This window comes from Selenomonadales bacterium (genome assembly GCA_018335585.1).
Lineage (GTDB): Bacteria > Bacillota > UBA994 > UBA994 > UBA994 > UBA994.
The window spans coordinates 1-26,656 of record JAGXRZ010000011.1 but is presented as its reverse complement, the minus strand read 5'-3'; the positions used below and the strand labels follow the sequence as shown (position 1 = coordinate 26,656).

Sequence of the window (26,656 nt, the reverse complement as noted above, 5' to 3'; positions counted from 1 at the left end):
TACGCGACACGACAGGCAATCATCGAACATGTCTTTGGCACCCTAAAACGAAGCATGGGGTTCACGTACTTTCTGACTCGTGGGTTAGAGTCAGTCAGAGCGGAGGCTTCTTTGGCATTTTTAGGGTATAACCTCAAGCGGGCGATTTCGCTGCTCGGCGTGGAACGGATACTCAAGGAACTGGCTAGTAAGGCGGTAGCCATTTCTTTTGTGCTCTGGCCGAACCGGGTTCGCATCGTCATTTTCCGCGAAATACTCGGTTAACCACGCAATTATCATCTGCTACAACTCCCGTTTGAGCACGGTCTGCCGTCCCTCTGCGACATCCCTCCGTCGCTCCGAAGCGGTTTGCCCCCCACACACCAAGGATGATCATGGCGACGCCGAGTGCGCTGTACCAGTGAAACGGCTCGCTACGCACGAGCACTCCGGCCAAAACAGCCACAAGTGTACCGACATTAGCGAAGATGGCCGATTGCGTGGCAGGGAGATGCGACAGCGTATAGTTAACCAAGAAGAACGCTACTACCGAAGACAAGACTCCTAGGTAGACCACGGCCATCATCAACTGCCAAGACGCCAATACGGCTGAAAAGCTTGCGGCAAATGCCTGCGCTCCTTGAGCCACGAGCAAGGGTAAAGAAAAACTCACAGCGCCGACCCACATCATGACAAAAGTCGTCTCAAAAGGCGTGAACTGACCCGAAACGCGCCGCGAAATGATGTTAAATACTGCGGCAGAGCAGACCGCGAGAAAGAGGAGTGCCAAGCCCATGGCATTCGCCGGACCGGCTCTCGCCACGTCTTTAATAGCAATGAGCAATACGCCAGACACCGACATCAGTATGCTTGCACCCTGCAGCACAGTGATGCGCTCGCCAAGCCATGCCCTGCTCATAATCGCTACTACGATTGGGATCAAAGCAATCATCATGCCGGCCTGCGATGTGTGAGTGAACTGCAGCCCGTTTATTTCAAACAGAAAGTATGCTACGGGTTGAAAAACTGCCAACAGCAAAAGAGGAGCGATATTCTTGCCCCGCAACGCCAGCGGGAACAGCCCAAGCAAGTGAAGCAGCGACACCACTCCTGCAGCCAACAAAAAGCGCATGGCCAGTAGCGAAAGAGGCGCAATGGTCGCAATCGCGTCTTTGGCAAACAGGAACGAGAGGCCAAATATCGTGGCAAAGCCTAGCCCCGACAAAAACGGCAGGGGGGATATCTTAGATCTCACGACGGGCTACCGAGTGCTCGTGCGAAACACTCCTTGATTTCGCCTTGCAGGGTGGCGCTGTTTAGTATATCAAATGCCGTCATCGCCAAGCCCTTAGCTGCCTTTAAGACTACCTCATCCGCGCGGGTCGAGGCCGAAAACGCGGTAAAGTCAGCATGGTGCGTGTTAACTTCCGGCGGCGCAATCCATAGGTAATCGTGAATGACGGGGAGCTTCAGAGAAACGTTGCCGATATCGGATGACCCGTACATACCCACCGGCGACGCCCACTCCATCTCTTCTCCGAGCTCTGCCATGTTGCTCTGGAAAACGCGCGACATCACCTGGTTTGGATAGCGTTCTGCATACAGCAGTCCGACTTTGACTTCGGCTACAGCCCCAGTCAGTTTGGCTGCGGCATCGATGGCCAACTGCACCTTTTCTACGAGTTGCTTTAGCTCGACAAGTGTGGCTGCACGCAAGCTAAACTCACAGGTCGCCTCGCCGGGGATGACGTTTGCGGCGGTGCCGCCATGGGTAATTATTCCGTTGACGTTGTCTTGCAGGTTGAATGTCGGGCGGAGCATATCAATGTGTTGGAAGGTGCTGAGTACGGCATTGAGGGCGTTAATGCCGCGGCTAGGCGCAGAGCTGTGCGCTGCCTTGCCCCGAAAATGCACCTTAACCCCGGTTGCAGCCCGCCCGCCGCGGGCGAGTAGCGATTTGCCGGACGAAGGGTGGATCATCAACGCGAAATCGACGTCGTCAAAGACTCCGGCCTCTAGCATTACTATCTTGCCCCCATCAGCCTCTTCGCCTGGAGTCCCAAAGAGTGATACGGCTCCATTAAGGTGCGGCACGACTTGGCAGAGCCCGAGATATGCACCGACAGAAGCCGCCGCAATCACGTTATGCCCGCAGGCATGACCTATGTCGGGCAGGGCGTCGTACTCCGCCAGGAAAGCTAGGTGCGGGCGCGGTGCTTGTCCTTTGGTAGTGGAAACAAACGCTGTGTCAAGGCCGGCTACGCCACTTTGGACTGGTCGACCTGCGCCTGTTAACAACTCGGCAATGTACTTAGTTGCTTGGTGCTCCTTGAGCGAAGTCTCGGGTGTTCTGTGTATAGCGTGTGAGAGTCCGATTAGTTCCACTTGTAAATTGTCGATAGCTTCGATAAGTGACTGTTTTAACTGATGCATGGGAGACCTCCTTTGTGAATTTGGACGGGGAGGAAGGGGAGTGAGGGCGAGGGACGGAGGAGTGCGACATATGTCGCACTCCTCCGTCCCTAACCCCCTCTCCTCCCTCCTCATCTTCCTAACAGCAGCAAATCCTTCCCGCTACGTCGTCCCAGTTTACTATGTTCCACCAGGCGGCAATCCACTCGGCACGGCGGTTTTGGTACTTAAGGTAGTAGGCGTGCTCCCACACGTCTACCGTAAGCAGGGGGATAGCCCCGATTAACGTAATGTCTTGGTGCTTCTCAATCGTGAGGACGCGCAGGCCGCCAAACTCGGTCGATTGCACGAGCAAGGCCCATCCGGAACCTTCGACGGCAGCGGCGGCAGCGCTAAACTGCTTCTTAAAGGCATCTAGGCTGCCGAAGCTTTCGTTGATAAGCTCAAGCAACTTGCCTTGGGGTTCGCCCTGGCCGTTTGGAGTCATGTTGGCCCAAAAGAGGCTGTGCAGCAGATGTCCGCTGCCGTGGAAAGCCAGCTCGCGTTCCCAATGCTTGATTAAGGCGAAGTCTCCGCTGACGCGAGCTTCCTGCAGTTTGTCTTCGGCTTTGTTTAGGCCGTCGACATACGCTTGATGATGTTTCCCGTGGTGGAGTTTGAGGGTAGCCTCGTCATAGTGCGGCTCTAGGGCATTATAGGCGTAGGGGAGGGCAGGCAAAGTGTGTTTCACAAACAACCTTCCTTTCGATTTTAGTGTTGACTAAGGGAGAAGCCTCAGTCTCACTGCAAGTAATTCTTCGCAGCAAGTGAGGTTTCCTTCAAGTAACCTACTCCCGTCGCAGACGCTGCCTAACGATAGCAATGCGCGGCAGGAGCAAGCGCTCGGTAACGACAAAGCCGGCAGTTCCTAGTAGCTGAGTAAACAGCATCAGTGGCAATAGGCCACTCCAAGTGACGCCGAGCAGTGGCACGCCCAGTACAAAGTGTGCCACAATTGCTGTCACAGCAACGCACAGGGTAGGGAACGTAGAGGATAGCCAACGCACGGCCTGGCGCGAGTAGGGCGGGGGGCATAATAGCAGTGCGAAGGCCTCTTCGAGCAAGCCTGTCAAAACAATAGCTGCGCCCATAAGGAGGCTCACGAGGCTCATTACGGCGGCAAGCACTACTGCCGTCAGGAGCAATACACCGCGTTCGCGGATAAGCGACAGCGGGATACCTACCATCATGGCCAAGAGCGGCGCCAGTAGGGCGAATTTCATGCCTGGCAGGGGCAGGGCAGTAAGGAGCAGGTAACCTAGAGCGGCCGCGCAGGCCACTACCATGGCGATTGTAGTCATCTGGCGTGCTGTGAGGCGCATGAGTAGGAGATGCTCCTTTCCTTGTCGCTTGGAGGCGAGCCGCCAGCCCCCAGCCGCCGGCCGCCGGGACAGCTTTGAGCTGTGAGCTGTGAGCGGTGACGGGGTGAAAAGGTGGAAAGGTCAAAGGGGAACTAGAGGCGCTACCCCCTTCCACGAAGTGCAAAGTGCAAAGTACAAAGTGCAACCCTCCGTCCTCCACAATATACCTTTCGCCTAAGCGGTCTGTATTCCTGCTCGTGTTTCCTGTACAATAAGTAACGAAAAGTGAATTTCCGCACTTAAGGGAGTTCACTAAACTTCCGAGGAGGCGAACCCACCATGCAGAAGAAGATTTTGCTGCCCGTTCTAGTCCTTTTGCTGCTAAGCCTGGTGTTGACTGCGTGCCAAGCTGAGCGGCCAAAGCCCGTAGTGACGATTGAAATGGCGGCAGGCGGAACAATTAAGATTGAGCTTGACCCAGACGCCGCACCTAATACAGTTAATAACTTCATCAAGCTTGTACAGGATGGGTTTTATAACGGTCTTGTGTTTCACAGGATCATGCCGGGCTTTATGATTCAGGGCGGCTGCCCCGACGGCAACGGAACCGGCGGCCCGGGCTACGCTATTATGGGCGAGTTCTCGGCTAACGGCGTGCGCAATCCGCTTAGGCACGAGCGCGGCGTTATTTCTATGGCCCGCAGTCAGCTCTTTGACTCCGCAGGCTCGCAGTTCTTTATTATGCATGCTGAATCGCGACACTTAGACGGTCAATACGCTGCTTTTGGCCGCGTTATCTCCGGCATGGAAGTAGTAGACCGCATCGTGAATGGCCCGAGCGACCAAGCTCAAAATGGCTTAGCACTTGAGCCACGCGAGGTAATGAAAAGAGTGACGGTAGATACCTTTGGCGTACAATACGAAGCGCCCGTCAAAGTCCGCCGCTAATTAACGCTAGCTCCGTGGCTTGTCACCCTCGCGTGCACATGGTAAGATAAGTAACCAAGCCGCTGCTGACTTTTTAGACTGCTATTACTGACGAGGGGGTAGAGTTTTGCACACCGAACCGAGATTTGCCAAGGAAGGCCTAACCTTTGATGATGTATTGTTGCTCCCCCGCAGGTCAGATATGCTGCCGCGGGACGCAGACACTTCAACTTGGATAACGCGCGGCATTAAGCTTAATATTCCTATTGTGAGCGCAGGAATGGACACCGTCACCGAAGCGCGTATGGCGATAGCTATAGCGCGCGAGGGCGGTATAGGCGTAATTCACAAAAACATGAGCATCGAGCAGCAAGCTTCTGAAGTTGACCGCGTCAAACGGTCTGAGCACGGCGTAATCACCGACCCTATATACCTTTCGCCGGAGCACACGATTCGCGATGCCTTGCGCCTGATGGAACGCTACCATATTTCCGGTGTCCCCATAGTGGTAAACGGGAAACTAGTCGGCATTATCACTAACCGCGACATTAGGTTTGAGGTCGACTTAGACGGCAAAATCGACACAGCCATGACGAAAGAGAATCTAGTCACGGCACCGGTGGGGACCACGCTCGAGCAAGCCAAAGCAATCCTCTGGAAGCATAAGATTGAGAAGCTCCCGCTGGTGGACGCTAACTTTCAGCTGCGCGGCCTGATTACGATTAAAGATATCGAAAAGACACGGCAGTATCCAAACGCCACCAAGGACTCGCTCGGGCGGCTGCGCGTCGCTGCCGCAGTCGGCGTAGGACTAGCCAATATGGAGCGCGCGGAAGCTTTGGTGGCCTCGCGCGTAGACGTCTTGGTCGTAGACACGGCGCACGGACACTCCGAGGGCGTGCTGCAGATGGTGCGCGAGCTAAAATCTGCTTGGCCGGAAGTAGCGCTAGTCGCGGGCAATGTGGCTACCGCCGAAGCTACCCTAGACTTAATCGAGGCCGGGGCAGACGGCGTGAAGGTCGGCATCGGGCCGGGCTCCATATGCACGACCCGCGTGGTAGCCGGCGTCGGCGTACCGCAGATTACGGCGGTGCTCGACTGTGCCGGTGCCGCGGCGAAGCATGGCGTTCCCATTATTGCCGATGGCGGCATTAAGTACTCGGGCGATATAGTAAAAGCTCTCGCCGCCGGTGCGGATACGGTGATGCTCGGGAACCTCCTAGCAGGCACGGAGGAGAGTCCCGGCGAAACAGAGATTTTCCAAGGCAGAACTTACAAAGTTTATCGCGGTATGGGGAGCCTTGGGGCTATGGAAAGGGGTAGCAAGGATCGCTACTTCCAAGAGCAGGCCAACAAGCTGGTGCCGGAGGGCATTGAAGGGCGGGTGCCCTACCGAGGTCCGCTTGCTGATACAATTTTCCAGGCGGTTGGGGGCATAAAAGCCGGTATGGGTTATTGCGGCTGCCGCACGGTGGCAGAACTTAAGACAAAAACACAGTTTGTGCGCATTACCGGCGCCGGATTAAAGGAGAGCCACCCCCACACGGTGAACATTACTAAAGAAGCCCCCAATTACAGCGGCAACTAAGGTGCGTGGGCTTTGTGCCTCACGCTCCCGTACATAAGGAGGAATAGTGCTTGAAGCAATTCGCCACAGAAGAACTACGTAACGTCTGTCTTGTCGGGCATGGTGGGTCTGGGAAAACCTCATTTTTAGAGGCAGCCCTCTACAGCAGCCAAGCTATCGACCGCATGGGGCGCGTAGACGAAGGTAACACCGTGTCCGACCACGACCCGGAGGAGGTTAAGCGCTCAATCTCTATCGCCACTTCTCTGGGGCCGTGCGTGTGGCAAGGGCACAAGGTAAATTTTGTCGACACGCCTGGCTACTTTGACTTTGTTGGCGAAGTCAAAGGCGCACTGCGCGCCACCGACGTCGCGCTTGTCTTTGCCTGCGCGGTTTCGGGTGTTGAAGTGGGAACCGAGAAGGTATGGGACTACGCGGGGGAAAGGAACATGGCTCGCGCATTTCTCATTAACAAGATGGACCGCGAAAACGCAAACTTTGACCGCGTTGTAGAAGAGATTCGCCAGACGTTTGGCACTTCGGCTGCTCCGCTGCAGATTCCTATCGGGCAAGAAGCGAAGTTTGCCGGCGTGGTCGATTTGCTTAAGCAAAAGGCTTACTACTACAGCGATAACGGCCGCAAGGTTGAGGAAAAGGCAATCCCGCCGGAGTTAGCTGACAAAGTGACTGAGTACCGCGCCGCCCTGATTGAGGCTATCGCCGAGACAGATGATGAATTATTGATGAAGTACCTTGAGGGCGAGCAACTTACCGACGACGAGGTCATTAAGGGAGTAAAGTTAGGGGTTACATCGGGCAAGCTAGCCCCCATCTTCTGCGCTTCTGCACAGAAGAACGTCGGCGTTAAGTCCTTCCTTGACGCATGCGTGCATTATCTGCCTTCCCCTGCTGACGTGCCGGCTGCGGTTGGCACGAATCTGAAGTCGGGTGCGGAGGAGTCGCGGCCGGCAGCCCGCACCGCGCCTTTCTCGGCCGTCGTGTTTAAGACTATGGCTGACCCCTTTGTGGGCAAGCTCTCGCTCTTTCGCGTATGCTCTGGCGCCTTTAAGTCAGACTCCACGGTGTTTAACAGCAGCAAGGAGGCGCAGGAGCGGGTAGGGCAGCTGTTTGTCGTACGCGGCAAAACGCAGGAGACGTCTCCGGAGTTAGTAGCGGGGGATATCGGGGCGGTGGCTAAGCTTACGGCTACCAGCACGGGCGACACGCTGTGTGACCGCGACAATCCCATTAAGTATAACCGCATTGCCTTCCCGTCTCCGGTCATCGCGCAAGCCGCCGAACCAAAGGCGAAGGGCGACGAAGAAAAGATTGGCAGCTCCTTGGCGCGCCTGCAGGAGGAAGACCCCACGTTCTCTGTCCGCCGCGACCTAGAAACTAGGCAGACGATAATCTCGGGTATGGGTGACCTGCACCTTGATGTTATTGTCAGCCGCATTGCCAAGAAGTTCGGCGTAGACGTAGTGTTGACGCCGCCGCGCGTGCCTTACCGCGAGACCATTCGCGGCGCAACACGCGTAGAAGGTAAACACAAGAAGCAATCCGGCGGCAAAGGCCAGTTCGGTCACGTCTGGATTGAGATGGAGCCCCTGCCAAGCGGCACAGGCTTCGAGTTTGTCGATAAAGTCTTTGGCGGTGCCGTACCACGCAACTTTATCCCCGCCGTAGAAAAAGGTATTCGCGAGACTCTGGAAGAAGGCGTCTTGGCGGGCTTCCCGGTAGTAGACGTGCGCGTAACGCTTGTAGACGGCTCGTCGCACCCCGTGGACTCATCGGAAATGGCGTTTAAGATTGCCGGTTCTCTGGCATTTAAGAAGGGCTTTATGGCCTGCAAGCCCATCCTGCTTGAACCGATAATTAACATCGAGGTCACGGTGCCGGACGATTACATGGGCGACATCATCGGCGACCTCAACAAAAAGCGCGGGCGCATTATGGGGATGGAGCCACACGGTGGATTCCAGCGCGTCAAGGCCCAAGCCCCGTATAGCGAAATCTTTAAGTATGCGACGGACTTGCGTTCCATGACGCAAGGGAGGGGCTCCTTCACCACCGAGTTCTCCCACTACGAGGAAGTCCCAAGCAACGTGGCAGACCCCATTATTCAGGCGAACGCCAAGAAAGCTGAGGAATAGCGAGTGAATTAAGGCGGCAAGTGATGGACTCTGTCTGTCACTTGCCACTTTGCGGTTTAGGGAGGAGGCTTTTATGTATCCGACAGTTTATCTCAGGCGCGACCGAAAACCGCGCGTAGAAGCCGGGCACCCGTGGATCTTTCAAAGTGAGATTGGGAGGATTGCGGGCGAGACGCAACCGGGGGACATCGTTCGCGTTGTTAATCACGCCGGGGCGTTTCTTGGCGTGGGCTACATTAACGACCGCAGTCAAATAGCCGTGCGGCTCTTAAGCCGGAGCGACGAAGAAATTAACCCGCTGTTTTTGCGCCGACGGCTTGAAGAAGCCTGGTCCTTGCGGAAGCAAGTAGTAGGGAGTGGCAGCAACTGCTACCGCTTAGTCTACGGCGAAGCCGACGGTCTACCCGGACTTACCGTCGACATCTACGACCGCTACGCGAGCGTGCAAGTGTTAGCCTTAGGCATGGAACGTTGGATTAGCGCGATAGTCGAGGCGGTTAGCGAGCTCTTAGGTCTAGACGGGGTAGTGCTGCGTAACGACGTGCCGGTGCGGCAGCTTGAAGGGCTGCCCTTAGAGGTGCGGTTTGCGACTGCGGCCTTTAATCCTGTAGTAAATGTACGGGAGAACGGCTTTGCCATGGCGGTGGACTTGTGGCAGGGGCAAAAGACCGGTTACTTTCTTGACCAGCGTGAGAACCGCGCCTACATCGCGCCCTTTGTTAGGGATGCGGTGGTGCTAGACTGCTTTAGCCACACAGGTTCTTTCGCCATACACGCGGCGGGTTACGGAGCAAAGGATGTAACAGCCGTAGATATTTCGGCGCAAGCCGTGCTAGGCACGCGCCAAAACGCCGCGCAGAACGGCTTCGCCGCCGCGATTCGGGCTGTCGAAAGCAACGCCTTTGATTTTCTCAGAGAAGCAGCCGACGCCGGGCACGCCTATGACGTGGTAATGCTTGACCCGCCTGCCTTTACTAAGAACAAACACTCTGTGCCCGCGGCGCGGCGCGGCTACAAGGAAATTAACCTGCGCGGCCTAAAGCTAACTCGTCGCGGCGGATTCTTAATCACCTCGAGTTGTTCATACCATTTGTCGCGGGAGGAGTTTCTCGGCGTCCTGGCCGAGGCAGCGCGCGACGCGCATCGCCAAGTAAAGGTAGTGGCGGTGCGCGGGCAGGCAGCCGACCACCCGCTACTCTTGGCGGCACCCGAGACGGAGTACCTAAAGTTTGTAGTGGCGCAGGTATTTTAGCACGAAAACAAGCGCAAGCAGGCGTCGGAAGGCGCCTGCTTAATGTAATAACGCGAAATCGGCTGTCTTAGGCTACCAGAGCTCTTGAACTAAAATATGGGATATTGTAGCATTAAGGTCAGGAAAGGTCGAACGGGAAGTGGCGGTTCCGTCCCCAAGCGACAAGGGACAAGCGACAATCTCCTGGCGGCCGGCGGCCAATGCCTAGCGAAAGAGAGGTGGGTTATAGCAAGTGGCAAGTATTGTCGACGAAATCGCGCATTACCTCACGTGGCGCTTAGCCCAAAGCGGTACGGGCAGCATTGAAGTGCAACGCAGCGAACTGGCGGCTCGCTTCGCCTGTGCGCCGTCGCAGATTAACTACTGCTTGGCTACGCGCTTTGCGCTTGAGCGCGGCTACCTGGTTGAGTCGCGGCGAGGCGGGGGCGGGTATATACGCATTACGGAAATCGCCGCGCACAGCCGCGAGCTGTGGGAGCGGGCGCTTTCGCACTGCAGGTTGGCGCTGTCACAAACGACGGCGGAACACCTAGTAGAGCTGGTCTACCGCGCCGGGTTGGTTACGCACCGCGAAGCAAAGCTATTGCTCGCCGCCGTAGATAGGCAGACGTTACAGCTTAGCGCTCTCGAGCGAGACGAGATGCGGGCGCGACTGCTAAGGGCCATGTTGGGAACACTTATGATTAACGAGAGGTGAAAAGATATGTTGTGTGAGCAGTGCAAAGCAAAACAAGCGACGGTGCACGTTAAGCAGGTCTTAAACGGCGACGCCACAGAGAAGCATCTGTGTGAGGAATGTGCGCGGCAAAGCGGAGAAATGGACTTCCTTAGTCTGACCGGCGGAGTCAACATCAGTAGTCTGCTCGCGGGCTTTATGAACCTCGAACAAGCGGCCGCGCCAAGCAAATATAAGGGAGAGCTCTGCCAAATGTGCGGTGCGGACTACCGCCGCTTTGCGGAGGGGGGGCGGCTAGGCTGCGCAAACTGCTACCAAACGTTCTCCAAGCACCTAGGCCCGCTACTTAAGCGCATTCATGGGACACTGCAGCATAACGGCAAAGTTCCACGCCTGCGTTCACAGGAAGTTACGCGCAAGCGCCAGCTCGCACAGCTGCGCCAAGAGCTTAAGGACGCAGTCGGCCATGAACAATACGAGCGAGCGGCAGAGCTGCGCGACCGCATACGCCGTTTAGAAACAGAAGCAGGGGGGAAGTGAGATAATGAAGTGGGCAAAATGGACGGAATCGACCGGTCCCTTAAGTCCTAGCGTAGTAAGCACGCGCGTCAGACTGGCCCGCAACTTCGCCGGCCTGCCCTTCCCCGGGACGATGCGCCCCGAACAAGCGCTAGAAGTCGTGGCGCGGATGCGCGGGCTGATTGAGAACGCAGGTAGGCAAGCGGGGTCTTCCGCAGCTTCGGCCATGCAGCTCTTCCCGATGGCGGAGCTCCCTGCCGTAGACCGCCTGGCGCTTGTAGAAAGTCACCTAATCAGCCCCGACCTCGCCAATAGGCGCGAGGGGGCAGTCGTTTTGGCGCAGGACCAACAGGTCGCGATTATGGTTAACGAAGAAGATCATGTGCGCATTCAGTGCTTACTCGCCGGGCTGCAGCTAGAGGAGGCTTGGCGTCTAGCTAGCGAGGTAGACGACTGGTTAGACGGTGAGGGCAACTTCTCCTACCACGAGGAGTACGGTTATCTTACGGCTTGCCCCACGAATGTCGGCACGGGCTTGCGCGCTTCGGTAATGCTGCACCTGCCGATCTTATCGATGACTAACCAAATTGAAAAAGTAATTGCCACTATCGGGCAGCTTGGGCTAATGGCCCGCGGACACTACGGCGAGGGCACGCAGGCGGCCGGTCACATGTTTCAGATTAGCAATCAAGTGACGCTCGGGTTTGCGGAGGAGGAGCTTATTCGCAACCTCAAAGCGGTAGTAGAGCAAATCGTGGCGCAGGAGCGGCTATTGACGCGCAATATGGTAGCGCAAGATAAAATGCGCATTCTCGACCGCGTGCACCGCTCGCTCGGGCTGATGCTTAACGCGCGCGTGTTAGACAGCAATGAAGCCATGAGCTTGCTTTCGGATATTAGGCTAGGTGTGGGGGCGGAGCTACTCAGTCTGCCGGAGCAGGTTCTTACGGAGTTAATGGTATTGGCAAAGCCGCACGTGTTGCAAACGGAGTGCGGACAGACTCTAGACGCTTTTGGGCGCGATGTCAAACGCGCGGAGCTGCTCAGAGAACGCCTGCAAAGGGCGCTTAAGTCAAAGGAGGATAAAAAATGATGTTCCCACTTACCCCCGGTGCTCAACAAGTTATTGCCACAGCGGAGGAATACGCGCGCAAGCTCGGCCATACTCTGATTGGCACGGAGCATCTCTTGCTTGGGGTGGTTGCGACGCTTACGGGTGACAGCGGGTCAGAACTTGCGAATCTTGGGCTGACCATCGAACGGGTTCAGACTGAGGTCGAAGGAATTGTCGGCCCCGGCACAGGCGGCGAGCTGCAAGGCGTGTCGGCGCGGGTAAAAAAGGTGCTGGAAATTGCTTTCTACGAGGCACGCAAGCAGGGACTTGCCGCTATCGACGCGCAGCACATCTTGCTCGGGCTCGCCCGTGAAGGCGAGGGCGTTGCGGCGCTGGTGCTGCACAATCTCGGTCTTAGCGCAGAAAGCTTCGCGGAAATCTTTAAGTTAGGGGCAGCCGATGCGCCGGCGGAACAAAACGCCCCAGCCGGGAGCCGCAAGCCGCGCGGCAAGCAGGAGGGCGGCAAGGGAACTGCTACGCTCGACCAGCACGGCCGGGATTTTACGCGCATGGCAACCGAAGGCCGGCTTGACCCTGTAATCGGGCGCGAGAAGGAGACAGAGCGAGTGGTGCAAATCCTCTCGCGGCGCACCAAGAATAACCCTGTGCTAATCGGCGAACCGGGCGTTGGCAAAACCGCTATTGTCGAAGGGTTGGCCCAGCGCATTATCAAAGGAGAGGTGCCGGAGACGCTGCGCAATAAGCGCGTGGTCGCGCTAGACATGGCGGCGTTAGTCGCGGGCACTAAGTACCGCGGCGAGTTCGAGGAGCGCTTAAAGAAAGTAATCCAGGAAATCCAACAAGCAGGCAATATTGTGCTCTTTATGGACGAAATGCACACGCTTATCGGCGCGGGTGGGGCAGAGGGTGCCATCGACGCGAGCAATATCCTAAAGCCGGCCTTAGCGCGGGGCGAACTGCAGTGCGTGGGGGCCACCACACTAGATGAGTACCGCAAGCATGTAGAGCGGGATGCCGCGCTAGAGCGCAGATTCCAGCCGGTCATGGTTGACCCCCCGACTGCCGAGGAAGCGCTGCAGATTCTTAAGGGTCTGAGAGACCGCTATGAGGCACATCACCGCGTCAAACTCCCGGACGAGACGCTACTTGCGGCCGTTAAGCTCTCAGACCGCTATATTCCCGACAGGTTCCTGCCCGACAAGGCGATTGACCTCATCGACGAGGGCAGTAGCCGCGTGCGGCTCAAGAGCTTTACCGCTCCACCGGACCTAAAAGACACTGAGCAGGAGCTCGCGCGCTTGCAGCAAGAAAAGGCGGCTGCCGCGGGCAATCAGGAGTACGAGCGTGCTGCGGCGCTTCGCGATAGGGAAAAGCAGCTCAAGGAAGAGCTAGAGCAGGTGCGCCAAGCTTGGGAAAAGGAGCGCCTCAAAGCCGAGCCCGTGGTTACGCCGGATGATGTGGCGCACATTGTGGCTACCTGGACGGGCATACCTGTCAAGCGACTGCAAGAAGACGAGTCGCAGCGTCTGCTTAAACTCGAAGAACTGCTGCATGGGCGAGTGATTGGGCAAGAGCAGGCGGTAAGTGCGGTCTCGCGGGCGATTCGCCGCGCAAGGGCCGGGCTCAAGGACCCCAAGCGCCCCATCGGCTCATTCTTCTTCCTGGGGCCGACCGGCGTAGGCAAAACGGAGCTGGCCCGAGCGCTAGCCGAAGCTATCTTCGGGGACGAAAACGCGGTAATCCGCATCGACATGTCGGAGTACGGCGAGCGCCACACTGTGTCGCGCCTTGTCGGGGCACCGCCGGGCTACGTAGGGTACGACGAAGGCGGGCAACTAACAGAGGCAGTGCGGCGCAAGCCCTACGGTGTAGTGCTGTTTGACGAAATGGAGAAAGCGCATCCCGAGGTGTTTAACGTCCTGTTGCAGGTGCTCGAAGACGGCAGGCTGACGGACGGTCGCGGCCGCACCGTCAACTTCCGCAACACCATCATCATTATGACTTCGAATGTAGGTGCCGAAACTATAAGGAAGGGCGGCTCGCTCGGCTTTGGCACGACCGGAGGCCAACTAGGCAGCGACTACGAAGCCATGCGCGACCGTGTACTCGAAGAGCTAAAGCGCAACGTGCGGCCGGAGTTCCTAAACCGCGTCGACGATACGATTGTGTTTCATCAGCTCGATGCGGCGCATATCGTGCAGATTGTGGGGATTATGCTTAAGGAACTAGCCCAGCGCATAGCAGAGTCTGGTATAATTATCTCAGTGACGGATGCCGCGAAGGAGCTCTTGGCTAAAGAAGGCTTTGACCCTCTGTTTGGGGCACGGCCGCTTAGGCGGGCCATCGTCAGACGCATCGAGGACGAGATGTCCGAGCGCGTCCTGACCGGCGAGTTCAAAGAAGGCGACCAAGTGCTAATCGACGCCGCGGGCAACACGCTCACCTTCACAAAACACTGAAGAACGGGGACGTAGGGACGTGCGTTTCGCACGTCGGCGGACGTGCCGCAGGCACGTCCCTACACTCTCTAGGCGGGAGGTTGCCATGCGCGACAAGATTCGTTTCTTCTGCACAGCCTGCGGGCACGAGACGCTGAAGTGGGGCGGCAAGTGCCCGGGCTGCGGCGCATGGAACTCCCTTGTGGAGCAATTAGTGACTAAAGCTGAGTCTGTGCGCCGCAGGCGCGGTGACGATGCAGAGCCGATACCTCTTCGCAACGTTAAGTCAGAGAACATCGGCCGCATAGCCACAGGCTCGCGCGAACTTGACCGCGTCTTAGGAGGAGGCTTGGTGCCGGGGTCGGCAGTCTTAGTGGGTGGCGACCCCGGCATCGGGAAATCCACGTTGCTTTTGGCCGTAGGGAATGCAATCGCCACCCACGGCCGACGCGTCATCTATGCTTCGGGCGAGGAGTCTATGGAGCAGCTAAAGCTCAGGGCCGAGCGCCTGCACGCTGAGTCTGGCGAACTGTATGCCACCCCCGCCACCGATACCGCAGCCCTTATTGACCAAGTGCAAGTCCTAAAGGGCGACGTGGTGGTGGTGGACTCCATTCAGACCATGAGCATCGCGGAGTTGGCGACGGCCGCGGGTAGCATCGGTCAGGTGCGGGAATCTGCGGCGCGCATGATCAGATTTGCCAAAGACAGCGGCGTAGCTGTCATCCTCGTCGGACACGTGACCAAAGATGGCGCTATCGCCGGGCCGAAGCTGCTTGAACACATGGTAGACGCCGTGCTCTACTTTGAAGGCGACAAACACATGAGCTTTCGCCTGCTGCGCGCGGTAAAGAACCGCTTTGGGGCGACAAGTGAAGTAGGCGTATTTTCGATGCACAACAGCGGGCTTAAGGATGTCGACAATCCTTCGGAGCTCCTTTTGGCGGAGCGTCCCGCAGATGTCGTCGGCTCGGTGGTAGTGCCGATTATCGAGGGCTCGCGCCCTATGTTAATCGAAATGCAGGCGCTCTTGGCACCTACAGGCTATGGTACGCCGCGGCGCACTACGGCAGGTGTGGAGAGCAACCGCGTAGCCATGCTCCTTGCGGTACTTGAGCGTCGCGTCGGCCTGGACATATCGTATCAGGACAGCTACGTAAATGCGGTAGGTGGCATACGCGTCATCGACACGGCGGCCGATTTGGCCGTTGCCGTGAGCCTAGCCTCAAGTTTGCGCAACACGCGCGTCAACCGCACCCTAGCCGTAGTTGGGGAAATAGGCTTAACCGGCGAAGTGCGCGGCGTCGGCCGCATTGAGGGGCGGATAACGGAGGCGGCAAAGCTAGGCTTTAAGCACATTATTATCCCCAAGCGAAACGCAGCGGAAGCCAAATCGCTAGCTCTAGCTAACATAGAAGTGCATCCTGTGGAAACACTGGCGGCAGCCCTTACCACTACCTGGAACTTGTAGGAGGATGCGAACATGCCTGATAGCGATAAGCTAATTAGCGCCTTAAGAATGCTAGCCCCCGGCACGATGTTGCGTGAGGGGCTAGACAACGTACTGCGGGCAAGAACGGGAGCATTAATTGTCATCGGCGACTCGCCGCAGGTGATGGCCATCGTGGACGGCGGGTTTGCTTTAGACTGCGAGTTTACCCCGACTGCCCTGTATGAGTTAGCCAAAATGGACGGTGCGATAATCCTCAATAAGGACGCTAAGCGCATACTCTACGCTAACGCTGAACTGGTGCCGGACGCGACCATCCCCTCGGCGGAGACAGGCATAAGACATCGTACGGCTGAGCGCACGGCCAAGCAGACCGGCGAGATTGTGCTGGCCATTTCGCAGCGCCGTTCGATTATAACGTTGTACCGCGGCTCGATTCGCTACATACTGCGCGAGTTCCCGGAGTTGACCTCTAAGGCTCATCAGGCTATCGGCACGTTGGAAAAGTATAAGCAGGCGCTAGACCGCATACTCGCGGAGCTGTCGGTGCAGGAGTTTAAGGACACCGTAACCGTCTTTGACGTAGTTGCGGCAGTGCATCGCGCGGAACTGGTGATGCGGGGCGCGAGCGAGGTTAGGCGGCACTTGGTGGAAATGGGCACCGAGGGGCGTCTGCTCGGCTTGCAGTTAGCGGAACTTACGCGCAACGTCGAAGAGGAAACAGCGCTCTTGATACAAGACTACCGCCAAGCAGGCGATAGCCGTAGCCTGGCGGAAGTAAGGCAACAGCTTGGCGCGATTACGCTCGACGATATGCTAGACCCCTTAAACGTCTGCCGCATCCTCGGCCATGGCGTGAGCATCAATGCGCTAGACCAGGCCATTGCCCCGGCAGGGTACCGCTTGCTGAGCAGAATCCAGCGCCTGCCTGAGGCTGTAATTAAGAACCTGGTAGCGGCGTTCGCAGATTTTCAGGGCATTCTGCATGCGTCGCTTGAAGAACTTGACGAGGTTGAGGGCATCGGGGAAGTGCGCGCTAGGGCGGTAAAGAACGGCCTAGAAAGGCTAGAAGAGCAGGTCTTTAATCTGAGGCACCAAGCATGAGGCTCTTGCTGCGGGAAGGGCGCACTTACCTCGTCCTACTGGCGCTCTTCGCGGCCGTGCTCTTCTTTGTTCACCCGCTGCTGCTTAGCTTGCCATTTCTACTGCTTGGCTTTCTTCTTTACTTCTTTCGCGATCCCGTGCGCCGTCATCCCGCCGCGAATGACGCTGAGATCGATTTCCTCGCCCCGGCCGACGGTAAGGTGATGGTCGTGGATGTTGTACACGACCCCTATCTTTTTCGTGGGCCCGCTCAGATGGTGACGATCTTTTTAAGTCCGCTAGACGTGCATGTCAATCGGGTGCCCATCAGCGGACGGGTTACGGCGGTCGAGCACCGGCCCGGGCAGTTTAGGCCGGCCTACCTAGCGGAGGCCCCTTCCGTCAACGAACGCAATTATGTAGCGGTGAAGAACAACGAGACGCAGTGCCTCCTCGTGCAGATTGTAGGCGTCCTAGCGCGGCGCGTTGTGTGCTGGGTTAAAGTAGGCGACGAGCTTGAGCGCGGCGAGAAGTTTGGCCTAATGAAGTTTGGTTCGTCTCTACAGATGTTTATGCCCCCCGAAACAAAGGTGCGGGTTAAGAAGGGGGAGCGCGTAGTAGGGGGAGAAACGGTGATAGGGGTGATTAAGCGTGGCGCAATGGGTTAGAAGATACATCCCTTCCGCGTTTACCCTAGGCAACTTGTACCTAGGCGTGTTGGCCATTTATCTGGCCATGACCGGCGAGTGGCGGCTGGCCTCATTTGTAGTAATTGTGGGCATGTTTCTTGACGGCGTCGACGGCCGCCTGGCGCGCCTCTTAGATGTCACCAGCAGCTTCGGTAAGGAGCTTGACGCTTTGGCCGATGTCGTGACCTTCGGAGTGGCGCCTGTTACGCTAATGCTTGCCCTGCTGTCGGAGTACTATCTTGCGCACGTCGCCGGCGCAGCTTTTGTGTTTGCCGGGGCCATACGGCTTGCTCGCTTTAATTCGCAACCTGCGGTGAGGCCTGGGGCTTTCACAGGCTTGCCCATTACCGCCGCGGGAGGAATTGCCGCGACGGCCACGCTTTATTATCAGCTTTTGCCGGACTTCTTTCTGCCGCTTACTTTCCTCACGTTAGCCGTGCTTATGGTCAGTCGTGTGCCTTACCCTGATTTTAAGACCGTGAGCCTTCCGCGTAGCGCGGGTATGTTGGCTGCTTTTATGGTCGCCACGGTGCTAATGCTGTGGTTTGCCAGACGATTTGTTTTTATCCCCTTAGTGCTCTATGCGCTGATGGGCTTTGGCTGGCACGGGATGCTGTGGCGGCGGCTTCCGCATGCTTGGCGCATAAAGTACGAGCGGGGCAAGGCAGCGGCAATTAGGAAGCGCGAGGAGCAAAGAGCAAAGCGAAAGGGGTAGGCGTGCGCCTACCCCATTTTAAAATACCCTAGTGCAGAAACTCGTTCTCGCTCCTTGGTGACGATATCGTTTAACTCAAACCCCAAGAGCTGACAGATGGCGGCGAGGTAGAACAGATTGTTGCCAAGCTCGGCCTCCACCACATCCTTGCAGTGGTCGCACAACTCGCCGTCGATATGTGTGCTTGACATCTGCTTAAAGTCTTGGATAAGCAAGCTCTCCGGCAACTTCTGCTTGCTTACGTCAATTTCGATGCACCCACAGGTTGTGGCGGCCTTAGCTACTGCGCGGTTAACCCTAGCGCAGGATTCCTGAAACTTGGTTAATGCGTCAAGGATGCTGCGATGCCTTACTAAGTACTCGCCTACGGTGTGCTGAAACTCTGTGCAGAACTCTCCCAAGACAGTCACCCCCATAGCTAGATTATCTTACACGCCACTACCCTTGTCAACCAAGAAACAAGAGGCAAGACGGAAAACAAAAGGGACGGTTCTTTTTGTTTCAAACTCGCTGTTGACACCGCCCGTTTCCCTATGATAAAATACTAAATTTCTTGACTATACCCCTAGGCAATGGTAACATCAAGGGTAGGGGGTGAAGCGGTTGTTCGGCATTGGCGACAAAGTTGTGTACCCCATGCATGGGGCGGGCGTCATTGAAGCGGTTGAGGTGCGCGAAATACTGGGCGCAAGGCAAAGTTATTATGTGATGCGCATACCCTTAGGGGAGATGAAGGTCTATATTCCGCAAAACAATGTGGATCACATGGGCCTCAGGCAGATAGTAGCGCAAAGCGAGGTTCCACGCGTGTTGTCTGTGTTGCGAGCACTGCACGCGGAGGAACAGGGGAACTGGAATCGCCGCTATCGTGCCAACCTTGAGAAGCTGCGCACGGGTTGCATCCTAGCGGTAGCCGAGGTGGTAAGCACACTTTGTGCGCGCGAGAGGAGCAAGGGCCTGTCGACAGGCGAGAAGCGCATGCTCGAGACAGCGCGGCAGATTTTGGTGAGCGAACTTATATTGGTGGAGAACGTGAGCGAGGAAGCGGCGCAGCACCTAGTACAAAATGCCTGCTCCTGAGCCAAAAACTTCACCAAGTCCTTTTTTTTGCCCCGGAATGTGCTATATTTAGGGTCAGTAAATAACTTAGTCAGAAAGGGAGTGTCACCTATGGGGAGAAAAATCGCACGCGCAGTTCTAGTCCTCGGCGGGGCCTTGTCGGTGTACAGCCTCGTGTCCGCGCTCTTGCCGTTTGTGGAGCAGCTGTCTGGGCAGGAATTCTCGGGTCTTTTGGCAGTTAGCATCAACGTGGCGGGGGCTTTTCTTGGAGGACTTATCTTTTATTTTATTTCCCCCTGGTTGATAACGATCTGCCTGCGCTTTGCCGACATCGCCGAGAGCTACGTGCAGCGCATACCTGTACAAGACATGATTATGGGGGCCGTTGGGCTTACGGTCGGCTTACTTGTGGCCACCCTACTCTCTCGCCCGCTTGAGATTGTGCCGCTTGTGGGCGCGTATCTCAAGATTGGAGCGTATGTGCTACTTGGCTATCTTGGCCTGCGCATTGCCGTAACTAAAAGCGATGAAATCGCCGCGCTTCTCCTGCCGGGGCAGCGCCGCAGCGCTCCCGTAGCCATTAACGGCGGCATACCGAAGGTCTTAGATACTAGCGTGATCATTGACGGACGCATTCTCGACATCGTACGCACCGGCTTCTTGGAAGGCACGCTACTTGTTCCTGCTTTTGTGTTGGAGGAACTGCGCCACATCGCCGACAGCCCTGATGTCCTGCGCCGCAACCGCGGGCGCCGCGGGCTCGACGTCCTAAACAGCATTCAGAAAGAAAGCGGGGCACGGGTAGAGATTATCCGCCGCGATTACGACGACCAAAGCGAGGTCGACAGCAAGTTGGTGCGTCTGGCACAGGACTTAAAGGCCAAGATTTTAACTAACGACTATAACCTCAATAAGGTGTGCGAAGTGCAGGGCGTGAGTGTGCTCAACATTAACGAGCTCGCTAATGCCTTAAAACCTGTAGTCCTCCCCGGCGAAGAAATGAGCATACAAGTGATGCGGGAGGGGAAGGAATACGGGCAAGGAGTCGCCTACCTCGAAGACGGCACGATGATAGTGGTGGAACAGGGCAGAAAGCATATCGGCGACACGGTTCCGGTGATTGTCACCTCGGTGCTGCAGACTTCGGCCGGGCGCATGATTTTCGCTAAGCTGCGCTAGGCGTCTATGGATACAGCGGTAATTATCACGGCCGCCGGGAGCAGCACGCGCATGGGCGGACTTGGCAACAAGTTAACCATGCTGATTGACGGCAAACCAGTAATCCAATGGACAGTCGAAGCCTTTGTGCAGGCAGGTCTGACGGAGATTTACTTAGTTGTGCCGGCAGGTAAGGAAGGTGTTTTCAGAGGCCTTTCCTACCCGCTGCCAGTGACGGTAGTGCCCGGCGGCGCGACGCGCCAAGCGTCGGTCTATGCGGGCTTAGCGGCAGTGCCGGAAACGACGCACTATGTCCTTATACATGACGGGGCGCGGCCGTTTGTGTCACCCGCGCTGATTACCCGCGTGCTTACTGCTACGCGAGAGGGCGGCGCCTGTTTCCCAGGCATTCCCTTGTCGGACACTGTTTACGAGGCTCGCTCCAACCGATTGGCAAAAGTCTTAACGCGGGACGACTATGTGGCGGTGCAAACCCCGCAAGGCTTCCGCCGCGAGCTGATAGTGGAGGCCCACAGGCAGGCGTTATCTCGCGGCATTTCGGCTACCGACGACGCCGCTCTAGTCAGCCTTTTAAACCACGCAGTCGCAGTGGTGGAAGGGGAGCAGGCAAACATTAAGCTGACTACGCCAAGCGACCTAGCGCGCTTCGTGTCGTCAAGCGTTACGCGCTGTGGGTTCGGCATGGACGTGCACCGCTTGGTTGCGGGCAGGAGGCTGTGCCTCGGGGGAGTGGAAATCCCCTATCATCTGGGACTACTTGGGCATTCGGATGCCGATGTGCTCACGCACGCAATAATGGACGCATTGCTTGGAGCCGTAGGTTTAGGCGACATTGGGCAGCACTTCCCCGACAGCGACGAGCGCTACCGCGGTGCCGCTAGCCTTCTGCTTTTGAGGGAAGTCGCGGCACTGCTTAAAACCCATCACGCCGAACCGACCCACATTGACGTCACGCTCTTGCTCGAAGCGCCGAAAATCGGGCCGTATCGAGAGGCGATGCGGCGCAATATTGCCGCTACGCTAGGGCTTACGGAGTCCCAGGTGAACATAAAGGCCACGACCAACGAAGGATTAGGCTTCGTGGGGGCAGGCGAAGGCGCTGTGTGCTACGTTGCCGCCACGGTGAGGGTTGATCAGAGGATGGGAGAAGCTATTAGGTGAGCATTTCGCAAGGAGGGCTGACAGTGCAGCTGCAAATTTACAATACACTGACGCGAGAGAAAGAACTTTTTGTGCCGCGCATACCGGGAAAAGTGAGCATGTATCTATGCGGTCCGACCGTGTATAATCGCATTCACCTCGGGAACGCGAGGACTTTTGTTTTGGGGGATACTATACGGCGTATCCTGCGGTACCTAGGGTACGATGTGATATACGTGCAGAACTTTACTGACGTCGAGGATAAGATTATTGTCCGCGCCGCACAACTTAACATGTCTGTCGACGAACTGGTCGAACAGGAAATTAGAAACTACTTTCTGGATGTCAAGGAGCTTAACATTTTGCCTGCGGACAAGCATCCGCGGGTTACCGAGCATATCGGAGACATTATCTCCTTTATCGAAGACCTTATCGCGGGTGGGTTTGCCTATGTGAGCGGCGGCGACGTGTTTTACGACGTGCGGAAATTCCCTGCCTACGGTCAGTTAAGCGGGCAGAAGCTTGACGACCTCGCTATGGGCAGCCGCGTCGAGGCAGGCGAGGAGAAGCGTTACCCCGCCGACTTTGCTCTCTGGAAGAGCGCTAAGCCCGGCGAGCCGTTTTGGGAAAGTCCGTGGGGCAGAGGTCGCCCCGGGTGGCACATTGAGTGCTCGGCCATGTTGCGTGAAATGCTTGGGGGGCACATAGATATCCACGCCGGCGGCATGGACCTGCAGTTCCCGCACCACGAGAACGAACTGGCACAAAGCGAGGCGCTGTGCCCGGGAGAACCACTTGCCCGTTATTGGGTGCATGGTGCTTTTCTTAACGTCAATGAGGAGAAAATGTCTAAGTCGCAGGGCAATTTCTTTATTCTTCGCGATATTCTAGAGCAGTACCCCGGCGACACGGTGCGCTTCTTCCTGCAGAGTGCCCACTACCGGAAGCCCCTTTCCTTTGATGCTACTTCCCTAGACAGTGCTAGTGCCGGGCTTAGCCGCTTAAAGAATACCTGCGCCGCTTTAGAGCATGTGCTCTCCGCACATACGGACAAGCAGACAGCAGGGGAGACGATTGACGTCGGCAAGTACGAGGCGCGGTTTAAGGACGCGGTAGCGGATGACTTTAACACGGCTGAAGCCTGGGGCGTGCTGTTTGAGCTCGCGCGTGACGCCAACACGGAGCTAGCGCGGGGCGGACTTGCTAACGCCGAGGCAGTATTGCAGCTTATACTTAAGCTGACGGGCGTATTGGGAGTAGAACTGAGAGCCGACAGGAGTCTTGACGCTGCGGTAGAACAGCTTATCGCCAAACGGCAGGAAGCGCGGCGCGCGAGGGACTTTAAGACTGCGGACGAGATTCGCCTCGAGCTCGACAAACTTGGGATTGTGCTTGAGGATACGCCACAGGGCGTCAGGTGGAAGCGCAAGTGAGTGGGCGCTCGCCGGACGATTTTTCACCCGCAGCCTGGGCTTATATCGGGGATGCTTATTACGAGTTGGCGATGCGCGTGCTTACCCTGCGCGACGGGCCAAAACGCATGAGCGCTGTGCACCAAGAAACGGCTCGCTTCGTGCGTGCCTCTTTCCAAGCTAAAGCTGCGCACGCCATCATGGAACTACTTACCGACAAAGAAAAAGAAATCTTGCGCCGCGGACGCAACACGAGGAGTGGCCACGTGCCAAAGAGTGCCAGCGCCACGGAGTATAGGCATAGCACAGGCATAGAGGGCTTAATTGGCTATCTTTACCTCGCCAAAGAGGAAGAGCGCGCGCTAGAGCTTATCTGCGCCATGCGCGAGCTCAAGGGGGAAGAACCATGCGTGTAACCCTGCTAACTCACACGCCGGAGCCCGACCAAGTAGTTGCGGCGGCGGCGCGGCTCTGCTATTCGGGGGCAGACATAGCCACTATCCAAAAGCGCCTCGCAGGTGACAAAGGCGCGGCCTTAGTGGCTAAGCTGTTGTCGCTTGGGCACGAGTCGCCGCTTGAGCACGTGAGCTTTACCTTTGGGATTGAAGACGTAAGTCGCGCCCTGTCGCACCAGTTGGTGCGGCACCGCATCGCTTCGTATTCACAGCAGTCGCAGCGCTATGTGCGCCTGGAGGACTTTTCGTTTGTCACGCCTCCCACCATCGCCGCAAGGCCTGAAGCTAGCGCGGAGTACCGCGAGGCCATACAGGCAATACGCCGTGCTTATGCGGCCTTGCTCGCCCATGTGCCGGCGGAAGATGCCCGCTATATCCTGCCAAATGCGTGCACGACCAAACTGGTGGCTACGCTTAATGCCCGAAGTCTCTATAATTTCTTTGCCTTGCGCTGTTGCCGGCGGGCGCAATGGGAAATCCGCGCGTTAGCGTGGAGCATGCTGCGCCTCGCGCGAGCCGCCGCCCCACACGTCTTTAGCCAAGCCGGGCCGGACTGCTTAAGTGCGCGGGGATGCGGCGAAGGTGAGATGAGTTGCGGCGACCCGTACAGCAAATCTGAACTAGACGGAGGTCAAGATGAATCAAGTCGAGGGACGTAATCCGGTACTTGAGGCTCTGCGGGCAAACGCACCCATTAATAAGCTGTTTGTGCAGAACAATGTCGGTGGTACGATTGGGCAGATAATCGCACTCGCCAAACAGCAGGGCGTAGTCGTAGTCGAGGCGGAAAAGGCTAGCCTCGACAAGATGTGCGAAGGCAGGCCACACCAAGGCGTCGTGGCGCAGTTAGCCGTCGTGCCGTACATGGAGTTTGAAGACCTCGTAGAGAAGGCGTTAGCCGCCCCGCTCCCCCTGCTCTTGGTGCTAGACCACATTGAGGACCCGCATAATCTAGGGGCCATTTTGCGGAGCGGTTTGGCTGCGGGCGCACAGGGCGTAATTATCCCTAAACGGCGGAGTGCCGCTCTCTCGCCGGCTGTGGCTAAAGCCTCGGCCGGTGCGGTAATGCACCTAGCAGTAGCGCGCGTAGCGAACCTAGCGCAGCACGTAGCGCGCCTGAAAGACGCGGGCTTTACCGTGGTCGGTGCGGATTCTAGCGGCAAAGTCATATACGATGTTAAGCTGTCCTGTCCTCTGGCGGTTATTGTCGGCAGCGAAGACGAAGGCATTTCAAGGCTCTTGCGCGAGGCTTGCGACGAACTGGTGGCCATACCTATGTCCGGCCCGGTGGGTTCGCTTAACGCTTCCGTCGCCGCGGGGGTGGTGTTGTTCGAGGTCGTGCGCCAGCAAAGAGCGCGCCGCTGATTGACCTTTACATAACGCAAGTATATAATAATGGTTGTCCAGTGAGTTTCCTTACCTAAGGAAATTTACAAAATTTCATATAGCTACTCCCAATCTGGAGGCGATGCTTAGTGGATTTCCCGGCACGCGATGCTGTTTCCCTTGAGATGATGCCGGAAGAGGACATTGTCGAGGGAGCAAAGCAAGGGAGCACGTATGCGCTTGAGCACTTAATTAACAAGTACCGCGCGTTTGTTCGAGCTAAAGCTAAGTCGTACTTTCTCGTAGGAGCAGATCGCGACGACATAACGCAAGAAGGTATGATTGGTCTATACAAAGCCATTCGTGACTTCAAGCCGGACAAGTTGTCATCGTTTAGAGCGTTTGCCGAGCTATGCATTACACGCCAAATTATCACTGCGATAAAGACGGCAACGCGGCAAAAGCACATACCTCTAAACTCTTATGTTTCACTTAACAAGCCTATATACGACGAAGAATCCGACAGGACTCTGCTAGATATTCTCTCGGGCGGCAAAATCACCGATCCAGAGGAACTAGTGATTCATCAAGAGGAGTTTAAGGACATAGAGTGTCGTATGGGCGAGCTATTAAGCGACTTAGAATGCAAAGTGCTGCGGTACTATCTAGACGGTAAATCATACCAAGAAATCGCCGAGGAGTTAGACCGCCACGTAAAGTCTATCGATAACGCGTTGCAGCGGGTAAAACGCAAGTTAGAGCGCTATTTGCTCGAGCGGATGGCGTGAGCGAAGCGCGCATTTGGCACTTTGCACTTGGCACTTCGCACTTCGCACTTCGTGGGAACGCAGGCGCTCCTAGCTCGTAGTAGAGTAGTGCCCAGTGCCCAGTCCTCAGTGCCCAGTAGAGCGGTATCTCGGTGGTGTACGGTTCCCCTTTAACCTTTCCACCTTGCCAGCGTACAGCGGAATGCGGTTCAAAGCTTCCAAAAAAGTTCGCTTGACTCGTGTTGTGCACCGCACTATAATGTAATAGTCGCCTAAAACGACCCTTGCTTGTGGAGAGGTGCCCGAGCGGCCAAAGGGAGCAGACTGTAAATCTGCCGGCAGACGCCTACACTGGTTCAAATCCAGTCCTCTCCACCACTCTAGAACAGAGGCGGGTGTAGCTCAATGGTAGAGCTCCAGCCTTCCAAGCTGGTTGCGTGGGTTCGATTCCCATCACCCGCTCCATACTGATTAGAGGTGAGAGGTGGGAAGTTAGAGGTTAGAAGTGCCCGGTGCCCAGTGCCCAGTAGAGCGGTATCTCGGCGGTGTACGGTTCCTCTTTGACCTTTTACCTTGTCCCTTTCTTCCCACAGCTCAAAGCTCAAAGCCCGTTCTTCTAAAGCCTAATGCCTAAAGTCTAACGCCTAAAGGCTGATGGCCCCTCAGTTCATGATTCACGATGCATGATTCACGATTTCCCAGCGTCACATTGCGGGGTGGAGCAGTCTGGTTAGCTCGTCGGGCTCATAACCCGGAGGCCGCAGGTTCAAATCCTGCCCCCGCTACCAAATTAGAAGTTAGAGGTTAGAAGTTAGAAGTTAGAGGAGTCCGTGCTTCAAAGCCCGTTCTTCTCCCTCAGTTCACGATTCATGATTCACGATTTCCCAGCGTCACATTGCGGGGTGGAGCAGTCTGGTTAGCTCGTCGGGCTCATAACCCGGAGGCCACAGGTTCAAATCCTGTCCCCGCTACCACACGCTGACGTAGCTCAGTCGGTAGAGCACATCCTTGGTAAGGATGAGGTCACCGGTTCAATCCCGGTC

Annotated in this window: 26 protein-coding genes and 5 tRNA genes; 26 read left to right on the top strand and 5 right to left on the bottom strand. The window is 56.6% G+C overall.

Annotated features, from left to right (window positions below):
* On the top strand, window positions 1-264 hold a 264-nt coding region (locus KGZ66_01645), incomplete at its 5' end, for a transposase (protein MBS3984291.1).
* On the opposite strand, the gene KGZ66_01640 is transcribed toward KGZ66_01645, so the two are convergent.
* The 4 genes from KGZ66_01640 to KGZ66_01625 form a co-directional block, all read right to left on the bottom strand.
* Entirely contained in the window at window positions 239-1,234 is a 996-nt protein-coding gene (locus KGZ66_01640) for a DMT family transporter (protein ID MBS3984290.1), read from the bottom strand. The two genes, KGZ66_01645 and KGZ66_01640, sit on opposite strands and share 26 nt — an antisense overlap.
* The gene (locus tag KGZ66_01635) at window positions 1,231-2,412 is read right to left on the bottom strand and encodes a M20 family metallopeptidase (GenBank protein MBS3984289.1); all 1,182 of its coding nucleotides are present in this window, start codon (window positions 2,410-2,412) and stop codon (window positions 1,231-1,233) included. Before KGZ66_01635 ends, KGZ66_01640 begins: the two co-directional genes overlap by 4 nt.
* Before the next feature lie 118 nt (window positions 2,413-2,530).
* Window positions 2,531-3,121 (bottom strand): superoxide dismutase, encoded by a 591-nt coding sequence (locus tag KGZ66_01630; GenBank protein MBS3984288.1) that lies wholly within the window; start codon window positions 3,119-3,121, stop codon window positions 2,531-2,533.
* A 97-nt stretch (window positions 3,122-3,218) separates the two neighbouring features.
* Window positions 3,219-3,752: a hypothetical protein gene (locus KGZ66_01625; protein MBS3984287.1), complete on the bottom strand. Its 534-nt coding sequence runs from the start codon at window positions 3,750-3,752 to the stop codon at window positions 3,219-3,221.
* A 318-nt stretch (window positions 3,753-4,070) separates the two neighbouring features.
* Between KGZ66_01625 and KGZ66_01620 the strand changes: the two genes are divergently transcribed.
* The 12 genes from KGZ66_01620 (at window position 4,071) to pssA (ending at window position 18,275) form a co-directional block, all read left to right on the top strand.
* Window positions 4,071-4,679, top strand: coding sequence for a peptidylprolyl isomerase (locus KGZ66_01620; protein MBS3984286.1), 609 nt, complete (start codon window positions 4,071-4,073; stop codon window positions 4,677-4,679).
* A gap of 106 nt (window positions 4,680-4,785) precedes the next feature.
* Complete coding sequence (guaB, locus tag KGZ66_01615) at window positions 4,786-6,246, top strand: IMP dehydrogenase (GenBank protein ID MBS3984285.1); 1,461 nt, start codon at window positions 4,786-4,788, stop codon at window positions 6,244-6,246.
* Between the two features lie 50 nt (window positions 6,247-6,296).
* Window positions 6,297-8,378, top strand: coding sequence for an elongation factor G (gene fusA / locus KGZ66_01610; protein ID MBS3984284.1), 2,082 nt, complete (start codon window positions 6,297-6,299; stop codon window positions 8,376-8,378).
* 73 nt (window positions 8,379-8,451) lie between these two features.
* Complete coding sequence (locus KGZ66_01605) at window positions 8,452-9,630, top strand: class I SAM-dependent rRNA methyltransferase (protein ID MBS3984283.1); 1,179 nt, start codon at window positions 8,452-8,454, stop codon at window positions 9,628-9,630.
* 232 nt (window positions 9,631-9,862) lie between these two features.
* Window positions 9,863-10,327: a CtsR family transcriptional regulator gene (locus KGZ66_01600; protein ID MBS3984282.1), complete on the top strand. Its 465-nt coding sequence runs from the start codon at window positions 9,863-9,865 to the stop codon at window positions 10,325-10,327.
* Between the two features lie 6 nt (window positions 10,328-10,333).
* Window positions 10,334-10,846, top strand: a complete 513-nt coding sequence (locus KGZ66_01595) for a UvrB/UvrC motif-containing protein (GenBank protein MBS3984281.1) — start codon at window positions 10,334-10,336, stop codon at window positions 10,844-10,846.
* Window positions 10,847-10,850: 4 nt separating this feature from the next.
* Window positions 10,851-11,918, top strand: a complete 1,068-nt coding sequence (locus KGZ66_01590; GenBank protein MBS3984280.1) for a protein arginine kinase — start codon at window positions 10,851-10,853, stop codon at window positions 11,916-11,918.
* The gene (locus KGZ66_01585; GenBank protein ID MBS3984279.1) at window positions 11,915-14,359 is read left to right on the top strand and encodes an ATP-dependent Clp protease ATP-binding subunit; all 2,445 of its coding nucleotides are present in this window, start codon (window positions 11,915-11,917) and stop codon (window positions 14,357-14,359) included. Before KGZ66_01590 ends, KGZ66_01585 begins: the two co-directional genes overlap by 4 nt.
* Window positions 14,360-14,444: 85 nt before the next feature.
* The gene (gene radA / locus KGZ66_01580) at window positions 14,445-15,809 is read left to right on the top strand and encodes a DNA repair protein RadA (protein MBS3984278.1); all 1,365 of its coding nucleotides are present in this window, start codon (window positions 14,445-14,447) and stop codon (window positions 15,807-15,809) included.
* Window positions 15,810-15,821: 12 nt separating this feature from the next.
* Complete coding sequence (disA, locus tag KGZ66_01575) at window positions 15,822-16,892, top strand: DNA integrity scanning diadenylate cyclase DisA (GenBank protein MBS3984277.1); 1,071 nt, start codon at window positions 15,822-15,824, stop codon at window positions 16,890-16,892.
* Complete coding sequence (locus KGZ66_01570; GenBank protein MBS3984276.1) at window positions 16,889-17,539, top strand: phosphatidylserine decarboxylase; 651 nt, start codon at window positions 16,889-16,891, stop codon at window positions 17,537-17,539. The genes disA and KGZ66_01570 overlap by 4 nt, the downstream gene beginning before the upstream one ends.
* Window positions 17,523-18,275 carry a CDP-diacylglycerol--serine O-phosphatidyltransferase gene (gene pssA / locus KGZ66_01565; protein MBS3984275.1) on the top strand — a complete coding sequence of 251 codons (753 nt, stop codon included), beginning with the start codon at window positions 17,523-17,525 and terminating at the stop codon, window positions 18,273-18,275. The genes KGZ66_01570 and pssA overlap by 17 nt, the downstream gene beginning before the upstream one ends.
* 8 nt (window positions 18,276-18,283) lie before the next feature.
* Here the strand turns inward: pssA and KGZ66_01560 are convergent, their stop codons facing one another.
* Window positions 18,284-18,676 carry a DUF1573 domain-containing protein gene (locus KGZ66_01560; GenBank protein MBS3984274.1) on the bottom strand — a complete coding sequence of 131 codons (393 nt, stop codon included), beginning with the start codon at window positions 18,674-18,676 and terminating at the stop codon, window positions 18,284-18,286.
* 202 nt (window positions 18,677-18,878) lie between these two features.
* On the opposite strand from KGZ66_01560, the gene KGZ66_01555 reads away from it, so the two are divergent.
* From KGZ66_01555 to KGZ66_01495, 13 genes are all read left to right on the top strand, one after another.
* Window positions 18,879-19,355 (top strand): CarD family transcriptional regulator, encoded by a 477-nt coding sequence (locus KGZ66_01555; protein MBS3984273.1) that lies wholly within the window; start codon window positions 18,879-18,881, stop codon window positions 19,353-19,355.
* A gap of 90 nt (window positions 19,356-19,445) precedes the next feature.
* Window positions 19,446-20,513, top strand: a complete 1,068-nt coding sequence (locus tag KGZ66_01550) for a TRAM domain-containing protein (protein ID MBS3984272.1) — start codon at window positions 19,446-19,448, stop codon at window positions 20,511-20,513.
* A 6-nt stretch (window positions 20,514-20,519) separates the two neighbouring features.
* Window positions 20,520-21,674, top strand: coding sequence for a 2-C-methyl-D-erythritol 2,4-cyclodiphosphate synthase (locus tag KGZ66_01545; protein MBS3984271.1), 1,155 nt, complete (start codon window positions 20,520-20,522; stop codon window positions 21,672-21,674).
* 23 nt (window positions 21,675-21,697) lie between these two features.
* Window positions 21,698-23,086: a cysteine--tRNA ligase gene (gene cysS / locus KGZ66_01540; protein ID MBS3984270.1), complete on the top strand. Its 1,389-nt coding sequence runs from the start codon at window positions 21,698-21,700 to the stop codon at window positions 23,084-23,086.
* Window positions 23,083-23,481, top strand: coding sequence for a ribonuclease III (locus tag KGZ66_01535; GenBank protein MBS3984269.1), 399 nt, complete (start codon window positions 23,083-23,085; stop codon window positions 23,479-23,481). Before cysS ends, KGZ66_01535 begins: the two co-directional genes overlap by 4 nt.
* Window positions 23,472-24,179, top strand: coding sequence for an FAD-dependent thymidylate synthase (locus KGZ66_01530; GenBank protein ID MBS3984268.1), 708 nt, complete (start codon window positions 23,472-23,474; stop codon window positions 24,177-24,179). Before KGZ66_01535 ends, KGZ66_01530 begins: the two co-directional genes overlap by 10 nt.
* Window positions 24,157-24,885 carry a 23S rRNA (guanosine(2251)-2'-O)-methyltransferase RlmB gene (gene rlmB / locus KGZ66_01525; GenBank protein ID MBS3984267.1) on the top strand — a complete coding sequence of 243 codons (729 nt, stop codon included), beginning with the start codon at window positions 24,157-24,159 and terminating at the stop codon, window positions 24,883-24,885. Before KGZ66_01530 ends, rlmB begins: the two co-directional genes overlap by 23 nt.
* 146 nt (window positions 24,886-25,031) lie before the next feature.
* On the top strand, window positions 25,032-25,634 hold the full coding sequence (sigH, locus tag KGZ66_01520; protein MBS3984266.1) for an RNA polymerase sporulation sigma factor SigH: 603 nt from the start codon (window positions 25,032-25,034) through the stop codon (window positions 25,632-25,634).
* 271 nt (window positions 25,635-25,905) lie between these two features.
* A tRNA-Tyr gene (locus KGZ66_01515) sits at window positions 25,906-25,991 on the top strand.
* A 13-nt stretch (window positions 25,992-26,004) separates the two neighbouring features.
* Window positions 26,005-26,078: transfer RNA gene (locus KGZ66_01510), tRNA-Gly, on the top strand.
* Window positions 26,079-26,323: 245 nt separating this feature from the next.
* A tRNA-Met gene (locus KGZ66_01505) sits at window positions 26,324-26,401 on the top strand.
* 108 nt (window positions 26,402-26,509) lie between these two features.
* A tRNA-Met gene (locus tag KGZ66_01500) sits at window positions 26,510-26,587 on the top strand.
* An 11-nt stretch (window positions 26,588-26,598) separates the two neighbouring features.
* Window positions 26,599-26,656 (top strand) — tRNA-Thr (locus tag KGZ66_01495).